This is a genomic window from Micromonospora chokoriensis (assembly GCF_900091505.1).
GTDB classification, from domain to species: Bacteria; Actinomycetota; Actinomycetes; order Mycobacteriales; family Micromonosporaceae; genus Micromonospora; species Micromonospora chokoriensis.
Window position 1 is genome coordinate 1,561,970 of record NZ_LT607409.1, and the last position, 16,180, is coordinate 1,578,149.

The following is a 16,180-nucleotide window of genomic DNA, read 5'->3' on the forward strand; positions in this document are numbered from 1 at the left end:
CCGTAACGGGATGAAGATCAGGACGTTCCCGCGCTCGGGCTGTCCGACGGGTCAGGGGTCGGCGGCGCGGCGGTGTCCAGCGGATCCCGGTCGATCACCACCGGCCCGGCCAACTGCACGGTGGCCGGCGCCGGGCCGGGCGGTGCGGCCAGCCGCAACGTCCCGACCCCGGTCCGGACGCCGGTCGGTGTGCCGTCCCGGTCGTAGCAGTAGAAGCCCACGTCCAGCGGGGCGTTCAGCGACGCCGAGGTGGAGTCCACCGAGTAGCACGTACCGGTCAGGCCCTCGGGCGTGTCGGCCGGGGCCACCGCCAACGGCGCGCGTCGGTCGGTGAGCACGTCCAGCCAGTCGGTCAGCGGATGCTGGACGCGGGGGTCCGATCGGCGCGGGATCGCGTCGTCAGGCTCGCCGAGGCGTACGCAGCTCGCCGGCTCCGGTCGACCGGCTGACGGCAGGGCGCACTGGAACAGCCCGTCGGCCGTGGCCGCCATCGAGACGTCGGCGGTGCCACCCAACGCGCCCCCCGGCACGTCGACCCGCCAACTGCCGTCGTTCGCGCTGGTGAACGCGATCGTGCGGTCCGGCTGACCCGGCCGGCTGTAGACGTACTGCGCCACCATGTGGCGGTCCTGCGCGGCTGCCGCCAGGGCGGCCAGCTCGTCCCGTGCGGCGTCCACGGCTACCGGCCCGGGATCGGTCGGCGTCGGGGCGGGCGGCTGTGTGCTGGTGCAGGCGACCAGGAGCGCGGGCAGAGCGAACACGAGCGGCCCGAGCACACGGCCGGTCGAGCGGATGAGGACGGGCACCGGCCCATTCTGGTGGCTGCGGGCGGTCCGCGGGTGCCGGCGCGTACCGGGCTCGTTCCGGCGTGTCGGACGCGCTCGTGGTCGCGTAGCTCCCGCCCTGGTGGGAGCGGCCCGGCGGCACCCGGGCGGGCCGGATGGTGGGATCACCTGACCCGCCGTCGTTACCCGCCGGATACCCTCAAGGGGTTTGACACGCGCCGCCGGCCCCGGTTCCGGCGGCGTCGGCACGCTCAGGGTCACTGGGAGGGAGTGCACGTCGTGGCACTCGTGGTGCAGAAGTACGGCGGGTCGTCCGTCGCCAACGCCGAGCGGATCAAGCGGGTGGCCGAGCGCATCGTCGCAGCCCGCAAGGCCGGCGACGACGTGGTGGTGGTGGTCTCCGCGATGGGAGACACCACCGACGAGCTGCTCGACTTGGCCAACCAGGTCAGCCCGCTGCCGCCGGGCCGCGAGCTGGACATGCTGCTCACCGCAGGCGAGCGGATCTCCATGGCGCTGCTCGCCATGGCGATCCACAACCTGGGGTACGAAGCGCGCTCGTTCACCGGCTCGCAGGCTGGCGTGATCACCACCTCGGTGCACGGCCGCGCGCGGATCATCGACGTCACCCCCGGGCGGCTCAAGGGCGCGCTCGACGAGGGATCGGTGGTCATCGTGGCCGGCTTCCAGGGCGTCTCGCAGGACACCAAGGACGTCACCACCCTGGGCCGGGGCGGGTCGGACACCACCGCCGTGGCGCTCGCCGCCGCCCTGCACGCCGACGTCTGCGAGATCTACACCGACGTGGACGGCATCTTCACCGCCGACCCCCGGATCGTGCCCAACGCCCGGCACATCCAGCACATCACCTACGAGGAGACGCTGGAGCTGGCCGCCTGCGGCGCGAAGGTTCTGCACCTACGCAGCGTGGAATACGCCCGCCGGGCGGGGTTGCCGATCCACGTCCGTTCGTCATACTCGACCAACACCGGCACGATGGTCACCGGATCGATGGAGGACCTTTCCGTGGAGCAGGCACTGATCACCGGGGTCGCGCACGACCGCAGCGAAGCCAAGATCACGATCGTCGGGGTGCCCGACGAGCCGGGTGCCGCCGCGCGGATCTTCGACACCGTCGCCGGCGCTGAGATCAACATCGACATGATCGTGCAGAACGTCTCCACCGAGGGCACCGGTCGGACGGACATCTCGTTCACCCTGCCCAAGGCCGACGGCCCGACCGCGATGGCAGCGCTCAGCAAGATCCAGGAGCCGGTCAAGTTCAAGGGCCTGCTCTACGACGACCACGTCGGCAAGGTCTCGCTGATCGGTGCCGGCATGCGCTCGCACCCCGGTGTGGCAGCCGGCTTCTTCGCCGCGCTCGGCGCAGCCGGCGTCAACATCGAGATGATCTCCACCTCCGAGATCCGGGTCTCCGTGGTCTGCCGGGACACCGACCTCGACGCCGCCGTCCGCGCCATCCACGACGCGTTCGAGTTGGGCGGCGACACCGAAGCCGTGGTCTACGCGGGGACGGGTAGGTAGCGCCCGATGACGGCGCTGCCCACCCTCGCCGTGGTCGGAGCGACAGGTGCCGTCGGCACCGTGATGTGCGAGCTGCTCACCGGGCGACGCAACGTCTGGGGTGAGATCCGGCTGATCGCCTCCGAGCGTTCGGTCGGCCGTCGGGTGCGCTGCCGAGGCGAGGAGATGATCGTCCAGGCGCTGACCCCCGAGGCGTTCGACGGGGTCGACGTGGCGATGTTCGACGTCCCCGACGAGGTCTCCGCCGAGTGGGCACCGATCGCCGTCTCCCGGGGCGCGATCGCTGTCGACAACTCCGGCGCGTTCCGGATGGACCGGGACGTCCCGCTGGTCGTTCCGGAGATCAACCCCGAGCAGGTCCGCAACCGGCCCCGGGGCATCATCGCCAACGCGAACTGCACCACCCTCGCGATGATCGTCGCGGTCGCGCCACTGCACCGCGAGTACGGCCTGCGGGAGCTGGTCCTCGCCTCCTACCAGGCGGTCTCCGGGGCGGGGAAGTCCGGCGTCGACATTCTGCACGACCAGCTCACCAAGGTCGCCGGTGATCGGGCACTCGGTTCCCGCACCGGTGACGTCCGGCAGGCGGTCGGCGACGACCTCGGCCCGTTCCCGGCACCCCTCGCGCTCAACGTGGTGCCCTGGGCCGGCTCCCTGGCCGACGCCGGCTGGTCGTCGGAGGAAATGAAGATCCGCAACGAGTCGCGGAAGATCCTCGGCCTGCCCGACCTCAAGGTGTCCGCCACCTGCGTCCGGGTGCCGGTGGTCACCGCGCACTCGGTGGCCGTGCACGCGGTCTTCGCCAGCGAGGTGGACGCCGAGGGCGCCCGCGAGGCGCTGCGCAACGCGCCCGGCGTGATCCTGGTCGACGACCCCGCCGCCGGAGAGTTCCCCATGCCGATCGACGCGGTCGGCACCGACCCGTCCTGGGTCGGCCGGATCCGCCGCGCCCTGGACGACCCCCGCGCCCTCGACTTCTTCGTCACCGGCGACAACCTCCGCAAGGGGGCGGCCCTCAACACGGCCCAGATCGCCGAACTCCTCGCCAAGGAGCTCCGCGCCTGATCGCGGTCGATCATGGACTTGTGGTGGGTGTTTTCGCCCCGGAAGGGGTGAACGTTCCCGCCACAACTCCATGATCGACGGTGGTTGTGGGCGGGGCGGGGCGGGGCGGGGCGGCGGGTGGGGGTGGTGGTGGTGGCTAGGCGGCGGACAGGTGGACGCCGTCGCGGCCCTGGCGCTTCACCGCGTACAGCGCCTGGTCGGCCCTGCGCAGGGTGCGGTCGGGGGTCTCGCCGGGGCGGGGCAGGGCCACGCCCACACTGATCGTGCGGCCCACGCGTCGGGCCGCCTCGGTCAATCGTTCGGCGATCCGGACCGCCTCCTCGGGGCGGCTCACCTCGATCACCGCGACGAACTCGTCGCCGCCGATCCGGTACAGCTCGTCGCCGTGACGTAACGCCCCCTCCAGCGCCCGGGCCAACCCGACCAGCACCCGGTCACCGGCCTGGTGGCCGTACGTGTCGTTGACGGTCTTGAAGCCGTCCACGTCGATCGCCAGCAGGGCCGTACGCCCCGGGGTGGCCGTCGCGATCCGCTGCCCGAACGGGCCGGTGTGCCGCAGCCCGGTCAGCGGGTCGGAGCTGGCCTGTTCCCGCAGTCGGGCCAGCGTGCGCAGCCGGTCCACGCTCGTCCAGGCCTGCCCGGCGAGCAGTTCCATCAGGCTGACGGTGGTCGGGTCCGGGCGCAGCGCGCGTTCGTCAGCGACCAGCAGCACCCCGCCGACCTCGGGTGGCCCCACCGGCACGGCGACCAGCGTGCGTACCCCGGCCCGGATCAACGGCCGGTAGTCCTCGGTCGGGAGATGCCCCGTCTCGCCCAGCGTGTAGCCAGCCCCGTACCGGTGTGCCCGGTCGACCATCCGGTCCAGCGCGGCCGGACCCGCCTCGGTCAACTCGGCCCGAATCCGGATCTCCAGGTCGCTCGGCGTCGTCGGCGACGGACCGAGCTGACCCGCCAGCAGCAGCACCGCTGTGGAGAGGGCGGAGACCTCGCGTGCCGCGCACGCAGTCACGCCCGACACGTCTGCCTCGGTGGGCGCGGCGGAGAGCGCGGCCGCGTGCCGGAGCAGTTTCTCGCTGCGGCTCTCCTCCGGCGGACCTCCGAGGGCGGCGATCCGCGCGCCGAGTCGGTCGGCCACCCGCTGCGCGGTCTCCCGCCACGGCTCCAGGGCGACCGGCTCACTCCACTGCAGGTCGAGGACGCCGATCGCCCGACCCGTCGGGTCCAGCACCGGTACGCACAGCTCGGCTGTCACGTCCGGGCGTACCGGAAGGTAGTCCGGATCGACGCTCACGTCCGGGACGGCGGCGGGGGATCCGGTGTCGTACACCCGGCCGACGATGCCGGTGCGTGCGGGCACCGTGGCGAAGACCTGCCAGGCCCCGGTCGCCGCGACGCAGCGCAGACGGTCATGGGCCGCGAGCAGCACGGAGATGGTCGCCGGGGTGTGGCGGGACAGCGCGGTGACCGTCCACCGACAGGCCTCCGGCGTGCTCGACGCCATCGGCAGGTGGACGGTGACGTCACGGATGACTCGCTGATGATCCACTCGCACGTCGTTCCAGGTAGGGGAGGAGCCCGGCCGGCGCCGAGCCGCGCGATCAAGCGTACTCACGACTGTGCGAAACCGACCGTACTCGTACACATGTGCTATCCACAGGCTGTGGACGCAGCCTGTGGGCAGCGGGCACCGCGAACCGGCGACCGGCGATAGCGTGGGAACCCCGGCACCGAGGAGACGATCCATGATCATCGCTCAGCTCAGTGACCCGCACCTGACCACCGGCCTGCTCGCCCCCGCGCCGGCCGCGGGTTTGCACCGCGCGCTCGGCCGGGTGCTCGCGCTGCGCCCCCGCCCCGACTGTGTGGTGATCACCGGCGACCTGGTCGACCACGGGCGACCCGACGAGTACGCGGCGCTGCGCGAACTGATCGGCCGCTTCCCGCTGCCGGTGCACCTGGTCCCCGGCAACCACGACGACCGGGAGTCGCTGCTCGACGCGTTCGGGGGCACCCAGTGGCTCGGCGGCGGCTTCTCCGCCTACTACCACGTCGACCACGAGGCGGCGTCGATCGTGGTGCTCGACTCGCTCGTCCCGGGCAGTGACGGTGGCCGCCTCGGCGAGGAGCAGCTCGGCTGGCTCGACGGGGTGCTGGCCGGGCGGCCCGAGGTGCCCGCGGTGATCTGCCTGCACCATCCGCCGGTGGCGGTCGGCATCCCCGCGGCCGACTCCATCCGGCTCGCCGACGGCGACGCGCTCGCCGAGGTGATCGGCCGGCACCGGCACGTCGTCCGGGTCGCGGCCGGCCACCTGCACCGCCCGGTCACCACGGCGTACGCGGGCACCGTGCTCACCGTGGCACCCAGCACCTGGAAGCAGAGCACCCTCACGATGAGCCCCGACGAGCAGATCGGTTGGGTCGACGAGCCGACCTCGTTCCTGCTGCACCTCGTGGAGGCGGGCGGCTGCGTGACGCACACCGTGCAGGTGAGCCACTCCGCCGGTCAGACCTGCGGCTTCTGAGGGTGCCCGTCGTGCGGGTCTGGTACGTCGCGTACGGCTCGAACATGCACGCGGCCCGGCTGGCCTGGTACATCGGCGGCGGCTGTCCACCCGGCGGAATGCGGACGTACCCGGGGTGCCGGGACCGACGCCCACCGAGCCGGTCGGCACCGGTGTCGCTGCCCGGCGGCATCTACTTCGCCGGCGAGTCCCGCGCCTGGACCGGAGGGATGGCCTTCTACGACCCGCACCTGCCGGGCGAGGCCGCCGCCCGCGCCTACCTGGTGACAGTGGACCAGTTCACCGACATCGCGGCCCAGGAGATGTACCGCCCAGCCGGCGAAACCGCCCACCTCACCGAGACGACAACTGCGGCCGTCGAGGCCGCCATCGCGGGCGGGCGGGCCACACTCGGCCCCGGACGGTACGAGACGCTCGTCTGCCCGGGCAGCCGCAGCGGCGTTCCGATGCTCACCTTCACCGCACCGGAGGGTGCGTCCGCCGTGCGGTGCCGGCCACCCGCGCCGACGTACCTCCGCATGATCGCCCGTGGTTTGCGTGAGTCGCACGGCTGGCCGGCCGAACGCATCGCCAGCTATCTGGACGACCGGCCCGGTGTGGCGGACGCCTGGCTGCCGGACGCCGTCGCCGCCCTGGTCAGCGAGGCGCTGGCCGAGCCCTGACCGCCGCCATCCCACCCGGCGACAGCTGTTCCTTCACGTCGGCCTGGCGGGGGTGCTTGGTCACTGTGGCTCGGCGGGGCCGCTGTGTCCCGTCGGCCCGGCACCGGACCGCTCGAACGCGATCGGTGTGCCGTCCGCCGATCGCACCTGCTCCACCGTCGGTGTGCGGGCCGACCCGCAGCTCCGGCGTGCTGCCTGGGTCGCCCGGTCGCCGTCCGGATGAGAGGCTGTCGGAGCGGGCGGCCGTCCCCAACCGCCGCCAACCACGACCCTTCCGACGGCGTCGGGTCGGCGGCCCGGTCGACCCAGAGGCCGGGCACCGCACAGGCCGATTCTCACGAGGAGATCCATGTCCATAACCAGGACGCGTCGGGCCGCTGTCGGCCTGACCGTGCTCGCGGTGGCCGCGTTCGGTGCGGTCGCCACCAGCCCTGAGGAAGCCGACGCGCGGCCGAAGCCGGTCGACGTCACCCTGCTGGCCCTCAACGACTTCCACGGCAACCTCGAACCGCCGAGCGGGTCCAGCGGCACCATCGCCGGGCAGGCCGCGGGCGGTGTCGAGTACCTGGCCACCCACCTGGCCGAGCTGCGCGCCGCCGCCAAGAAGAAGAACACCATCACCGTCGCCGCCGGTGACCTGATCGGCGCGTCCCCGCTGCTCTCCGCCGCGTTCCACGACGAGCCGACCATCGAAGCGCTCAGCATGGCCGGTCTGGACTACGCGAGCGTCGGCAACCACGAGTTCGACGAGGGCGCGGCCGAGTTGCTGCGAATCCAGAACGGCGGCTGCCATCCGGTCGACGGATGCGCCGACGGCACCCCGTACCGGGGCGCCGGCTTCACGTACCTGTCCGCGAACGCCTTCAAGACCGCGACCGGCAAGCCGCTGATGGCCCCCTACGCGATCCACAGGGTGCAGGGCGTCAAGGTCGGCTTCATCGGGATGACCCTGGAGGGCACCCCGCAGATCGTCAGCCAGCAGGGCGTCGCCGGCCTGTCCTTCGCCGACGAGGCCGACACCGCCAACCGGTACGCCCGTGAGCTGCGCCGCAAGGGCGTGGAGGCGATCGTCGTGCTGTTGCACGAGGGCGGCACCCAGGCGGCGACCGGCGGCATCAACGACTGCGTCGGCATGACCGGGCCCATCGTGGACATCGCCAACCGCATGGACCCGTCGATCGACGTGGTCGTCAGCGGCCACACCCACCAGGCGTACAACTGCAACATCAACGACAAGCTGGTCACCAGCGCCAGCTCGTTCGGGCGCCTCGTCACCGACATCGACCTCACGATCGACCGTCGGAGTGGTGACATCCTGACCGCCTCCGCCAACAACGTCGTGGTCACCCGGGACGTCGCCAAGGACCCGAAGCAGACCGCGCTGATCAACCGGTACAAGACCGTGCTCGGCCCGGTCGCCGGCCGCCAGGTCGGCGTGACCACCACCGCGATCACCCGGAGCCAGGAAACCCTCTTCGGTACGAGCCTGGGCGAATCGCCGCTGGGCAACCTGATCGCCGACGCGCAACTCGCCGCCACCGACGACGAAGAGGGCGCTGTCGCCGCGTTCATGAACCCGGGCGGGGTCCGGGCCGACCTCGACGCCGGCCCGGTCACCTACGAGGAGGCGTTCACGGTGCAGCCGTTCGCCAACAACCTGGTGACCCTGGACCTGACCGGCGCGCAGCTCTACTGCGTACTGGAGCAGCAGTTCGTCACCGCCCGGACGCTGTACCCGTCGGCCACCGTCGGTTACGTGGTCGACCCGAACGGCACCACCGGCACGACGGCCGACCCGTGCGCCGGCACCCGGGTGGTCCGGGGCAGCCTCACCATCGGCGGCACCGCCGTCGACACCGCCGCCACGTACCGGGTCACCGTGAACAACTTCCTGGCCGGCGGCGGTGACGGGTTCAGCGCCCTCACCGGCGGCACGAACCAGGTCACCGGCCAGATCGACCTGGACGCCTTCGTGGACTACCTGACCGCCCAGTCGCCGGTCTCCGCGCCGACGCTGGACCGGATCCGCACCACCGCCGAGGTACCCGCCACCTGACGGTCGACCCCGCGACGTCGGGCCCCGGAGTGAATGCTCCGGGGCCCGACCCGTTCGCCGGCCGCGTCCGGTCCGGTCTTCCGCCACGTTCTGACCTGACCGCCGCCCGTCTCGCTCCGCGGTGTCCCGGTCGGGCGGTGCCGTGGTCAAGGCGGTGCCGTGGTTGGGGGGCGGTGCCTGGGTCAGGCGGTGCGCCGGGTCAGGCGGGGGCGGGGGTCGGTTCGGGGGAGGTGGACGTTGGCGTCATCCTGCCGTCCTGGTCCGCGCTGAGCAGTCGGCGCAGGGAGAGCGCGACCAGGGAGGCGACCAGGCATCCGCCGACCACTGTGGCGACCCAGACCTTGCCGTCGGCGGCGCCGATGAGCGGACCGGCGGTCACCGGACCGATCACCCCGCTGATCCCGAAGATCATCGAGCTCATCGCGTTGTACCGGCCGCGCAGTTCGTCGGTGGCCAGCGCGTTGGTGATCGCGGGCATGACCGGTGACAGCATCGTCTCGCCGAAGCCGAAGATCGCCGAGCAGGCCACCACGCAGAGGGCTGCCAGCAGGGCGTTCTCGCCGCTGACCAGACCGGCCGCGCCGAGGACCAGCCAGGCGGTCGCGAACACCGCACCGACCACCGCGAGCGCCCGGGTCCGGCTCCGCCCCTCGATGCGGCGGATTACCACTAGTTGGGCGAGCACGATCATCACCGTGTTGGCGGCGAGCGCCCACGCGACGACGCGGGTCTCCACCTGGGCCACCCGCACCGCGTACGCGGCGAAGCCCACCTCGATCTGGGCGTACCCGCAGGTGGTGAGAATCAGCCCGAAGATCACCAGCCGTCGGAACGGGCGGTCGCGGAGCACGGTCAGGTAGCCGCCGGGCGACGGCCCGCCGACGCCGGTACGGCTGCCGAGTCGGTGGCCGACCCCGGGCAGGGTCAGCAGGATGATCGCCGGCATCAGGTAGGTCACCGCATCCAGCAGGTAGATCGTCTGGAAGGTGCCGGGCCGGGCGGTGTCGACGATCGCGCCGGAGGTCATGCCACCGATGCCGATGCCCAGGTTGAGCAGGGCGAAGTTCAGCCCGAAGACGCGTTGCCGCTCACCGTCGTCGGTCAACGAGGCGAGGATCGTGTTCTGCCCGGACCAGATCGCCGAGCTGCCGACGGCGACCACCGTCATCACCAGCAGGGCCGACCCGGTCGAGTTGACCAGCGCCAGCGAGCCGGTGCCGATCGCCTCGATCAGCAGGCAGGGCACCACCACCCGGCGCGCGCCGAACCTGTCGATCAGCGTCCCGCCCAACGGCGAGAGGGCGAGGGTGACCACGCCGTACCACCCGATCACGAGCCCGGCGCGAGCGTCGGTGAGCCCGCGTACGTCGGTGAGGTAGATGAACAGGAACGGCAGGGTCAGGCCGCGCCCGATCGCCGACAGGAGGGTGCCGACGAGGATCCGGCGGGCTTCCGGGCGGCGGGGCAGAGCACGACGCAGCATGACCGGCATTCTGTTCGCCGGGTGCGACAGCACGCGACTCGTTTTGAGCGCACCACGCTGTCGCCGGGGCCGCCGGGTGATCAATCGCACGGTGTCCGACGGGTCTGCCATGCTGGCCCGATGACCGGCACCTGGCGACATCTGCCCGCTACCGCCCGCGCCATCGCGGTGACCGCCACCGCGGCCGTGGCCGCCGCCCAGGAACGGGACGGGCAGGCGTACGAGGAGTCGGTCAGCGGACTCGCCGCGGACGACCGTTCCGGCCTGGTGCTCGGCGGGGTGGTCCGGCTGCTGCTGGAAGAGAGCCACCCGGAGGGGTTGACCGGCGACGACATCCGACAGGTGTTGACCCGCTGCGTCCAGGGTGCGACGCGGTGGCGTTCGGACGTCGACCCGCACGTGGTGCTCGTCCTGCTGGCCGGAGCGCTGGGGGTGTACGACCCCGAGGGCGACGAGTCGCCACCGGACGCGTCCGCCCTGGCCCGGCACGCCCCACTGCTGGTGGCGGATCTGCTGGTGGCGACCGGTGCGACGCTGGACGGCTACCTGGCGGCCGCGTTCGCCGAGATCGAGCGCACCGAACGACAGGACTGACAGACGGGGTGGCGCTCACACCGGCCGCCACCTCGATCGGCCCGGGAGTCGTCGGAGCTGTCGCGGTAGGCCGCCCAGCCCGGTGCTGGGTAGCGCAACCGTGCGCCCGGGCGGGAGACAGGCGGTGCCGACGGGCACCCGTCGATCAGAGCCGGTCGGCGGTCCGCCGCGCCACGACCTCCAGGTACTCCGCTGGGATCCGTACCGTGCCGTCGTCGGACCGGTTGTGTCGACGGGCCAACTCCACCAGGTCGGCGTGCAGCTCCGGTCGACGCTCCTCAGGCAGCGCCTCGAAAGCCTTCAACGTCGGGCCGTAGTTGGCCCGGAAGAAGAGGGCGAACTCCTCAGCAGTGCCGAAGCGGAAGACGAACTCCCGGCGTACCGCCCGAATGTCGCTCACGGCCTCGCCGAGCAGCTCGCGCACCCGGTCCTCGTCGCCCCACTGCACCGGCGGGCGCAGCCCCGCCGGTGGTGGCACGTGCCGCCCCACGGTCCGGAACAACTCGCCGATGAAACCCTGCGGCGTCCACGACGCCAAGGCCACGGTGCCGCCGGGCCGGCAGACCCGGACCAGCTCGGCCGCCGCCCGCTCCTGGTTCGGGGCGAACATCACGCCGACGACGGAGAGCACCGCGTCGAAGGCGCCGTCGACGTACGCCAGGCGCTCTGCGTCCCCGGCCACGAACGCGACCGGGAGCCGTTCCGCGGAGGCCCGCGCGTGGCCGCGTTCCAACAGTTCGGGTACGTAGTCGACGCCGGTCACGGCGCAGCCGCAGCGGGCGGCGGCGATGGCGGCGTTGCCGGTGCCGGTCGCCACGTCCAGCACCCGAGCGCCCGCCGACAGGTCGGCCGCGGTCACCAGCAACTCGGCGATCGGGTGGATGAGGGCGGCGACAGCGCCGTAGTCGCCGCTGGCCCAGGTCACCTGCTGGCGTGCCTTCACGGCGGTGAGGTCGAGTGCGGTGGTCATCAGTGGTCCCCCTTGGACGGCTCGTCGTGCCACCGACGCTAGGTGGAGCAGCACGTCCAGGGATCGGTAGAAACACCTATATTGGCGGCACAAGGCACGAGCGGGACCTGTGGATCGTCGCCCGTCGTGGCTTTCCAGCGCGTTGTCGCGGCGGCTTGCCGGCGGGGTGTTCGTTGGCGTCCGCGATGTCGACGGCGGCGGAACTGGCCGAACCGCTGCGGGGGGATTGCAGCGTGGGTCGGTCGACAGGCCGACTCGTCATGCGCGGTACGCCTGGTGCGCTCAGCGAGAATGCCGAGAGGGCACATCCATGGATCGGATGTGCCCTCTTACCTCTGGTCGGGGTGGCCGGATTCGAACCGACGACCTCTTCGTCCCGAACGAAGCGCGCTACCAAGCTGCGCCACACCCCGAGGCGTGCCGACAAATAGTAGCCCACCCGGTCCGGTGGTCAAACTCGGTACCCCCGCCGCCCGGCGGCAGTCGCCTCGGGGTGTCAGCGGGGGATGAGGGTCAGGATGCTGGCCTCCGGGGGGCAGGCGAAGCGGACCGGGGCGGTGGGGTGGGTGCCCAGGCCGGCGGAGACGTGCAGCCAGGAGTCCGAGCCCGGCCACCGGTGCAGGCCGCGCGCCATCGAGCGGGGCAGGCCGCAGTTGGTCACCAGTGCCCCGTAGCCCGGTACGCAGACCTGTCCGCCGTGGGTGTGCCCGGCCAGCAGCAGGCCGAAGCCGTCGGCGGCCATCTGGTCCAGCACCCGTGGTTCGGGGGAGTGCGTGACCGCGATGGACAGGTCTGCCGAGGACGAGACCGCGCCGGCCACGGCCGGGTAGTCGTCCCGTTCGATGTGGGGGTCGTCCACGCCGACCAGGTCGAGCTGCCGGCCGCCTGCCTTCAGCATGGTCCGGGCGTTGTTGAGGTCGACCCATCCGGCGCCGGTGAAGACCTGGCGGAGCTCCTCGTAGGGCAGCTCGACGCCCTCGGTGTACTCCCGGTCGGGCAGGAAGTAGGTGAACGGGTTCTTCAGCACCGGGCCGGTGTAGTCGTTGGAGCCGAAGACGAACGCGCCGGGGAAGTCCAGCAGTGGCTGAAGGGCCCGCAGCACCCCGGGGACGGCCCCCGGGTGGGCCATGTTGTCGCCGGTCACCACCACCAGGTCGGGGTCGAGGGCGGCCAGCGACGCCACCCAGCGTTGCTTGCGCGCCTGGTCGGGCATCATGTGCAGGTCGGACAGGTGCAGCACACGCAGCGGCTCCGCGTCGGCCGGGAGCACCGGCACGTCGTACCGCCGCAGGGTGAACATGTTGCGCTCGATGAGCGACGCGTACGCGAGGGTGGCCGCGCCGACCGTGGCGGTTCCGGCGGCAAGCCGGAATAGTGTGCGCTTTCGCATGGCGTTCAGGGTAGTTTGACCGTCCATGAGCACGCTGAAGGACCGCCTCACCGCCGACATGCGTTCCGCGCTGAAGGCGCGCGACGAGCTGACCACCTCGACGTTGCGGATGGCCCTGGCCGCCGTCGGCAATGCCGAGGTCGCCGGCAAGGCCAAGCGCGACCTCACCGATGACGAGGTGCTCGCGGTGCTGACCAAGGAGGCCAAGAAGCGCCGGGAGGCCGCCACCGCGTTCGCCGACGCCGGCCGTGCCGAGCAGGCCGCGAAGGAGACCGCCGAGGGTGAGGTGCTGGACCGCTACCTGCCCAAGCAGCTCCCGGACAGCGAGCTTGCCGAGCTGGTGTCCGGGGCGCTCGCCGAGGGCGGCTTCACCGGTAAGAGTCAGATGGGCCCGGCGATGAAGGCGGCCCAGGCCGCGGTGGCGGGCCGGGCCGAGGGTGGCCGGGTGGCTGCGGAGGTACGCCGACAGCTCGGTCTCTGACCCAGCGGACCAATCGCCGGCGCGTACCTGGGCCGGGCAGACGGAACGGGCGGGCACCCGAGGTGGGTGCCCGCCCGTTCGTGTCTACTCGTCGGCTCAGCCGCCGGGACGACCGCCGGGTCGACCACCGGGCTGGTTGCCGGGCGGATTGCCCGGCGTGCCGTCGGTGTTGCCCGGTGCGCCGCCGCCGCTGCTGACCTGGATGGTGACCAGGCCACCCTTGATCGTGCGACCGTCCGGGCTGGTGCCGGCGGCGTCGCCGGCCTTGCACGAGGAGGGGACCTTCGTGCTGGAGACGACCGGTTCGAAGCCGGCGCCCTTGAGTCGGGACTTCGCCTGGTCCACCGAGACGCACTTCACGTCGGGGATGCTGCGCTGGTCACCCTCGGAGATCTTCTGACCCGGCGGCTCAAAGTTGATCTTCGGCTTGCCCTTCATGGCGTCCCGCAGCGTCTCCCACACCGGCGGGTTGATGCCGTCCTTCTCCGCGTGCTTCATCTTGACGTTCGTCTGCGGCCAGTCCGGGTCGGCCATGATGCCGGCCACCGAGTACTGCTTGGTCATCGCGACCAGGGCGGCGGTCTTCTCCGAGTCGGTGGTGCCGGACTTGCCGGCCACCGGGTAACCGACGTCGTCGCGGACGTTGGGGGCGGTGGCACCCGCGCACTTCGAGGACGACGACTTGTCACCGACCGGGCAGCGGGCGGCGTCCACGGCGGCGCGGGCCACGTCGGTGCTGAACCGCTTCTCGCACCGCGGGTTGGCGATGTCGAGCTTGTTGCCCTCCGGGTCGCGGATCTCCTGCACCGGGATCGGCTCGCAGTACTTGCCGTCCGCGGCCAGGGTGGCGTACGCGTTGGCCAGGTCGAGCGGGGTGGTCTGCGAGACGCCCAGGGTGAACGCACCCCACTGGTGCGCACCCTTCTCCAGGTCCAGGTCCTCCTGGGACCGGAAGTTGATGCCCAGCCGCTTCGCGGCCTTGACCACGTTCTCCGCACCGACCTGCTGCTGCAGCGGCACGAAGTAGGTGTTGACCGAGCGGCCGAACGCGCTCCACATGTTGTGCGGGCCGGCCATGCTCTCGACGGAGTTGGTGGGGCAGTAGAAGCTGGTCCCCGCGCAGGCCGCCGGGCCAGGCCGGATGATGTACTCCGACTTGAACTGCTTCGGCGCGTTGATGTTGTAGCTGAGCGGGATGCCCTTCTCCAGCGCCGCGACGATGGTGAACATCTTGAACGTCGACCCGGCCTGGTAGCCGGTGATGCCGTCGCCGCCGGTGAGCAGCGGGTTCACCGTGGCCGGGTAGTTGCCCCGGATCTTCTTCTTGCTCTTCGCCGGGTCGCTGGAGATCTTGTTCTTCGGGTTCTTCGGGTCGTCCAGCTTGAACTGCCTGTTCACCGCGAGCGCCCGGACCCGGCCGGTGCCGGGCTCGACCACCGCGACCATGGCGGCTTCCTTGCTGTTCTCGCTCTTGGCCTTGCGGACCGCCTTGTCCGCGGCCCTCTGCGCCTGGACGTCGATCGAGGTGACGACGGTGTAGCCGCCGCTCTTCAGGCGCCGCTCGCGGTCGTACGTGGTGGAGCCGAACGTCTCCTGCTGCATCCACCAGCGGTAGAAGTAGTCGCAGAAGAAGCCCCAGCTGTTGACGTTGGCGGAGACGCAGCCGTTCGGGGTGCGCTTGTCCTTCACCTCGAGCTTGACGGCCTTGGCCGCGTCGGCCTCCTGCTGGGTGATGGCCTTGATCTCGACCATGTTGTCGATGACGTAGTCGCGACGGTCCAGAGCGAGCGGGTAGCCGGCCTTGGTGGTCGGGTCGTTCGTCGTCGGTGCCTTGACCATGCCGGCCAGCAGCGCCGCTTCCTCGATCTTGAGCTTGCTCGGCGGCTTGCCGAAGTAGACCTGGCTGGCGGCGAAGATGCCGTACGCGCCGTTGCCGAACGAGGCGAGGTTGAGGTAGCGGGTGAGGATCTCGTCCTTGGAGAATTCCTTGTCGACCTGGAGGGCCAGTCGCATCTCGCGGAGCTTGCGGGCGCTGGTGTCCTCGGTCGCCGCGACCACGTCCGCCGGGTGGGTGGCCGAGTAGGCGATGGCCAGCCGGACGTACTGCATGGTCAGCGTCGACGCGCCCTGCCGGCCGGAGCCTTCGCTCTGGTTGTTGACGAACGCGCGGGCGACACCGTTGATGTCGACGCCGTTGTGCTTGTAGAAGTCGTGATCCTCGGCCGCGATGATCGCATTCCGCATGTACGGCGAGATGTCGTCGAACTTCACGTCGCGACGGTTCTCGTCGTACATGGTCGCGAGTGGTGTCTTGCCGTCCGAGGCCAACAGGTAGCTGATCTGGGGCGCGCGGGCCACCGTCAGCTCCGTGGGCAGGGCGCCGAATGTCTCGGCGCCGGCCTTGGCGGCCAAGCCGGACATCGCCACTGCGGGGAAGGCCGCCGCAGCGACCACCACGCCGGCCAACAGGCCACACACGAGTAGCGATGCGGCGTTGGTCAGCACATTGTGGTCACGTTTCCGCATCCAGGTCACCTCGACAGGGTACGCGAGTAGGGAACGAGGGGCGCTGGGGCGTTCTTTCCCCATTTCCTGCGCGCGCTGCCCTCGTTGTGCTAAACGCACGA

13 protein-coding genes and 1 tRNA gene are annotated in these 16,180 nt (G+C 71.4%); 7 read left to right on the forward strand and 7 right to left on the reverse strand.

All coding sequences use genetic code 11. The features are described from left to right. Window positions 1–17: 17 nt before the first annotated feature. Window positions 18–806, reverse strand: coding sequence for a hypothetical protein (locus GA0070612_RS07380; protein WP_231924495.1), 789 nt, complete (start codon window positions 804–806; stop codon window positions 18–20). Window positions 807–1,064: 258 nt separating this feature from the next. Here GA0070612_RS07380 and GA0070612_RS07385 point away from each other — a divergent pair, with 258 nt between their 5' ends. Further along, window positions 1,065–2,330, forward strand: coding sequence for an aspartate kinase (locus tag GA0070612_RS07385; RefSeq protein WP_088987236.1), 1,266 nt, complete (start codon window positions 1,065–1,067; stop codon window positions 2,328–2,330). Between the two features lie 6 nt (window positions 2,331–2,336). After that, window positions 2,337–3,395, forward strand: a complete 1,059-nt coding sequence (locus GA0070612_RS07390; RefSeq protein WP_088987237.1) for an aspartate-semialdehyde dehydrogenase — start codon at window positions 2,337–2,339, stop codon at window positions 3,393–3,395. Window positions 3,396–3,531: 136 nt separating this feature from the next. Here the strand turns inward: GA0070612_RS07390 and GA0070612_RS07395 are convergent, their stop codons facing one another. Continuing rightward, window positions 3,532–4,941, reverse strand: coding sequence for a sensor domain-containing diguanylate cyclase (locus GA0070612_RS07395; RefSeq protein WP_088987238.1), 1,410 nt, complete (start codon window positions 4,939–4,941; stop codon window positions 3,532–3,534). Window positions 4,942–5,137: 196 nt separating this feature from the next. On the opposite strand from GA0070612_RS07395, the gene GA0070612_RS07400 reads away from it, so the two are divergent. The 3 genes from GA0070612_RS07400 to GA0070612_RS07410 all read left to right on the forward strand — a co-directional run bounded on the left by GA0070612_RS07400 (window position 5,138) and on the right by GA0070612_RS07410 (window position 8,635). Beyond that, on the forward strand, window positions 5,138–5,917 hold the full coding sequence (locus GA0070612_RS07400; RefSeq protein ID WP_088987239.1) for a phosphodiesterase: 780 nt from the start codon (window positions 5,138–5,140) through the stop codon (window positions 5,915–5,917). An 11-nt stretch (window positions 5,918–5,928) separates the two neighbouring features. After that, the gene (locus GA0070612_RS07405; protein ID WP_231924496.1) at window positions 5,929–6,579 is read left to right on the forward strand and encodes a histone deacetylase; all 651 of its coding nucleotides are present in this window, start codon (window positions 5,929–5,931) and stop codon (window positions 6,577–6,579) included. 349 nt (window positions 6,580–6,928) lie between these two features. Continuing rightward, window positions 6,929–8,635, forward strand: coding sequence for a bifunctional metallophosphatase/5'-nucleotidase (locus GA0070612_RS07410; RefSeq protein ID WP_088987240.1), 1,707 nt, complete (start codon window positions 6,929–6,931; stop codon window positions 8,633–8,635). A gap of 199 nt (window positions 8,636–8,834) precedes the next feature. Here the strand turns inward: GA0070612_RS07410 and GA0070612_RS07415 are convergent, their stop codons facing one another. Next, window positions 8,835–10,118 (reverse strand): MFS transporter, encoded by a 1,284-nt coding sequence (locus GA0070612_RS07415; protein ID WP_088991336.1) that lies wholly within the window; start codon window positions 10,116–10,118, stop codon window positions 8,835–8,837. A gap of 120 nt (window positions 10,119–10,238) precedes the next feature. On the opposite strand from GA0070612_RS07415, the gene GA0070612_RS07420 reads away from it, so the two are divergent. Continuing rightward, window positions 10,239–10,712, forward strand: a complete 474-nt coding sequence (locus tag GA0070612_RS07420; RefSeq protein ID WP_088987241.1) for a hypothetical protein — start codon at window positions 10,239–10,241, stop codon at window positions 10,710–10,712. Between the two features lie 145 nt (window positions 10,713–10,857). Here GA0070612_RS07420 and GA0070612_RS07425 read toward each other — a convergent pair whose 3' ends face one another. The 3 genes from GA0070612_RS07425 to GA0070612_RS07435 form a co-directional block, all read right to left on the reverse strand. Beyond that, on the reverse strand, window positions 10,858–11,682 hold the full coding sequence (locus tag GA0070612_RS07425; RefSeq protein WP_088987242.1) for a class I SAM-dependent methyltransferase: 825 nt from the start codon (window positions 11,680–11,682) through the stop codon (window positions 10,858–10,860). 336 nt (window positions 11,683–12,018) lie between these two features. Next, window positions 12,019–12,095, reverse strand: a tRNA-Pro gene (locus GA0070612_RS07430). Window positions 12,096–12,178: 83 nt separating this feature from the next. Further along, complete coding sequence (locus GA0070612_RS07435) at window positions 12,179–13,072, reverse strand: metallophosphoesterase (RefSeq protein ID WP_088987243.1); 894 nt, start codon at window positions 13,070–13,072, stop codon at window positions 12,179–12,181. Window positions 13,073–13,097: 25 nt separating this feature from the next. On the opposite strand from GA0070612_RS07435, the gene GA0070612_RS07440 reads away from it, so the two are divergent. Further along, window positions 13,098–13,553, forward strand: a complete 456-nt coding sequence (locus tag GA0070612_RS07440; RefSeq protein ID WP_088987244.1) for a GatB/YqeY domain-containing protein — start codon at window positions 13,098–13,100, stop codon at window positions 13,551–13,553. A gap of 96 nt (window positions 13,554–13,649) precedes the next feature. On the opposite strand, the gene GA0070612_RS07445 is transcribed toward GA0070612_RS07440, so the two are convergent. After that, window positions 13,650–16,079 carry a penicillin-binding protein gene (locus tag GA0070612_RS07445; protein WP_088991337.1) on the reverse strand — a complete coding sequence of 810 codons (2,430 nt, stop codon included), beginning with the start codon at window positions 16,077–16,079 and terminating at the stop codon, window positions 13,650–13,652. Window positions 16,080–16,180: the final 101 nt, after the last annotated feature.

Bases quoted from the DNA above. Each gene is read 5' to 3' on its own strand.
- GA0070612_RS07440 (WP_088987244.1), top strand. From the start codon at position 13,098: ATGAGCACGCTGAAGGACCGCCTCACCGCCGACATGCGTTCCGCGCTG.
- GA0070612_RS07410 (WP_088987240.1), top strand. From the start codon at position 6,929: ATGTCCATAACCAGGACGCGTCGGGCCGCTGTCGGCCTGACCGTGCTC.
- GA0070612_RS07400 (WP_088987239.1), top strand. From the start codon at position 5,138: ATGATCATCGCTCAGCTCAGTGACCCGCACCTGACCACCGGCCTGCTC.
- GA0070612_RS07445 (WP_088991337.1), bottom strand. From the start codon at position 16,079: ATGCGGAAACGTGACCACAATGTGCTGACCAACGCCGCATCGCTACTC.
- GA0070612_RS07420 (WP_088987241.1), top strand. From the start codon at position 10,239: ATGACCGGCACCTGGCGACATCTGCCCGCTACCGCCCGCGCCATCGCG.
- GA0070612_RS07425 (WP_088987242.1), bottom strand. From the start codon at position 11,682: ATGACCACCGCACTCGACCTCACCGCCGTGAAGGCACGCCAGCAGGTG.
- GA0070612_RS07390 (WP_088987237.1), top strand. From the start codon at position 2,337: ATGACGGCGCTGCCCACCCTCGCCGTGGTCGGAGCGACAGGTGCCGTC.
- GA0070612_RS07415 (WP_088991336.1), bottom strand. From the start codon at position 10,118: ATGCTGCGTCGTGCTCTGCCCCGCCGCCCGGAAGCCCGCCGGATCCTC.
- GA0070612_RS07435 (WP_088987243.1), bottom strand. From the start codon at position 13,072: ATGCGAAAGCGCACACTATTCCGGCTTGCCGCCGGAACCGCCACGGTC.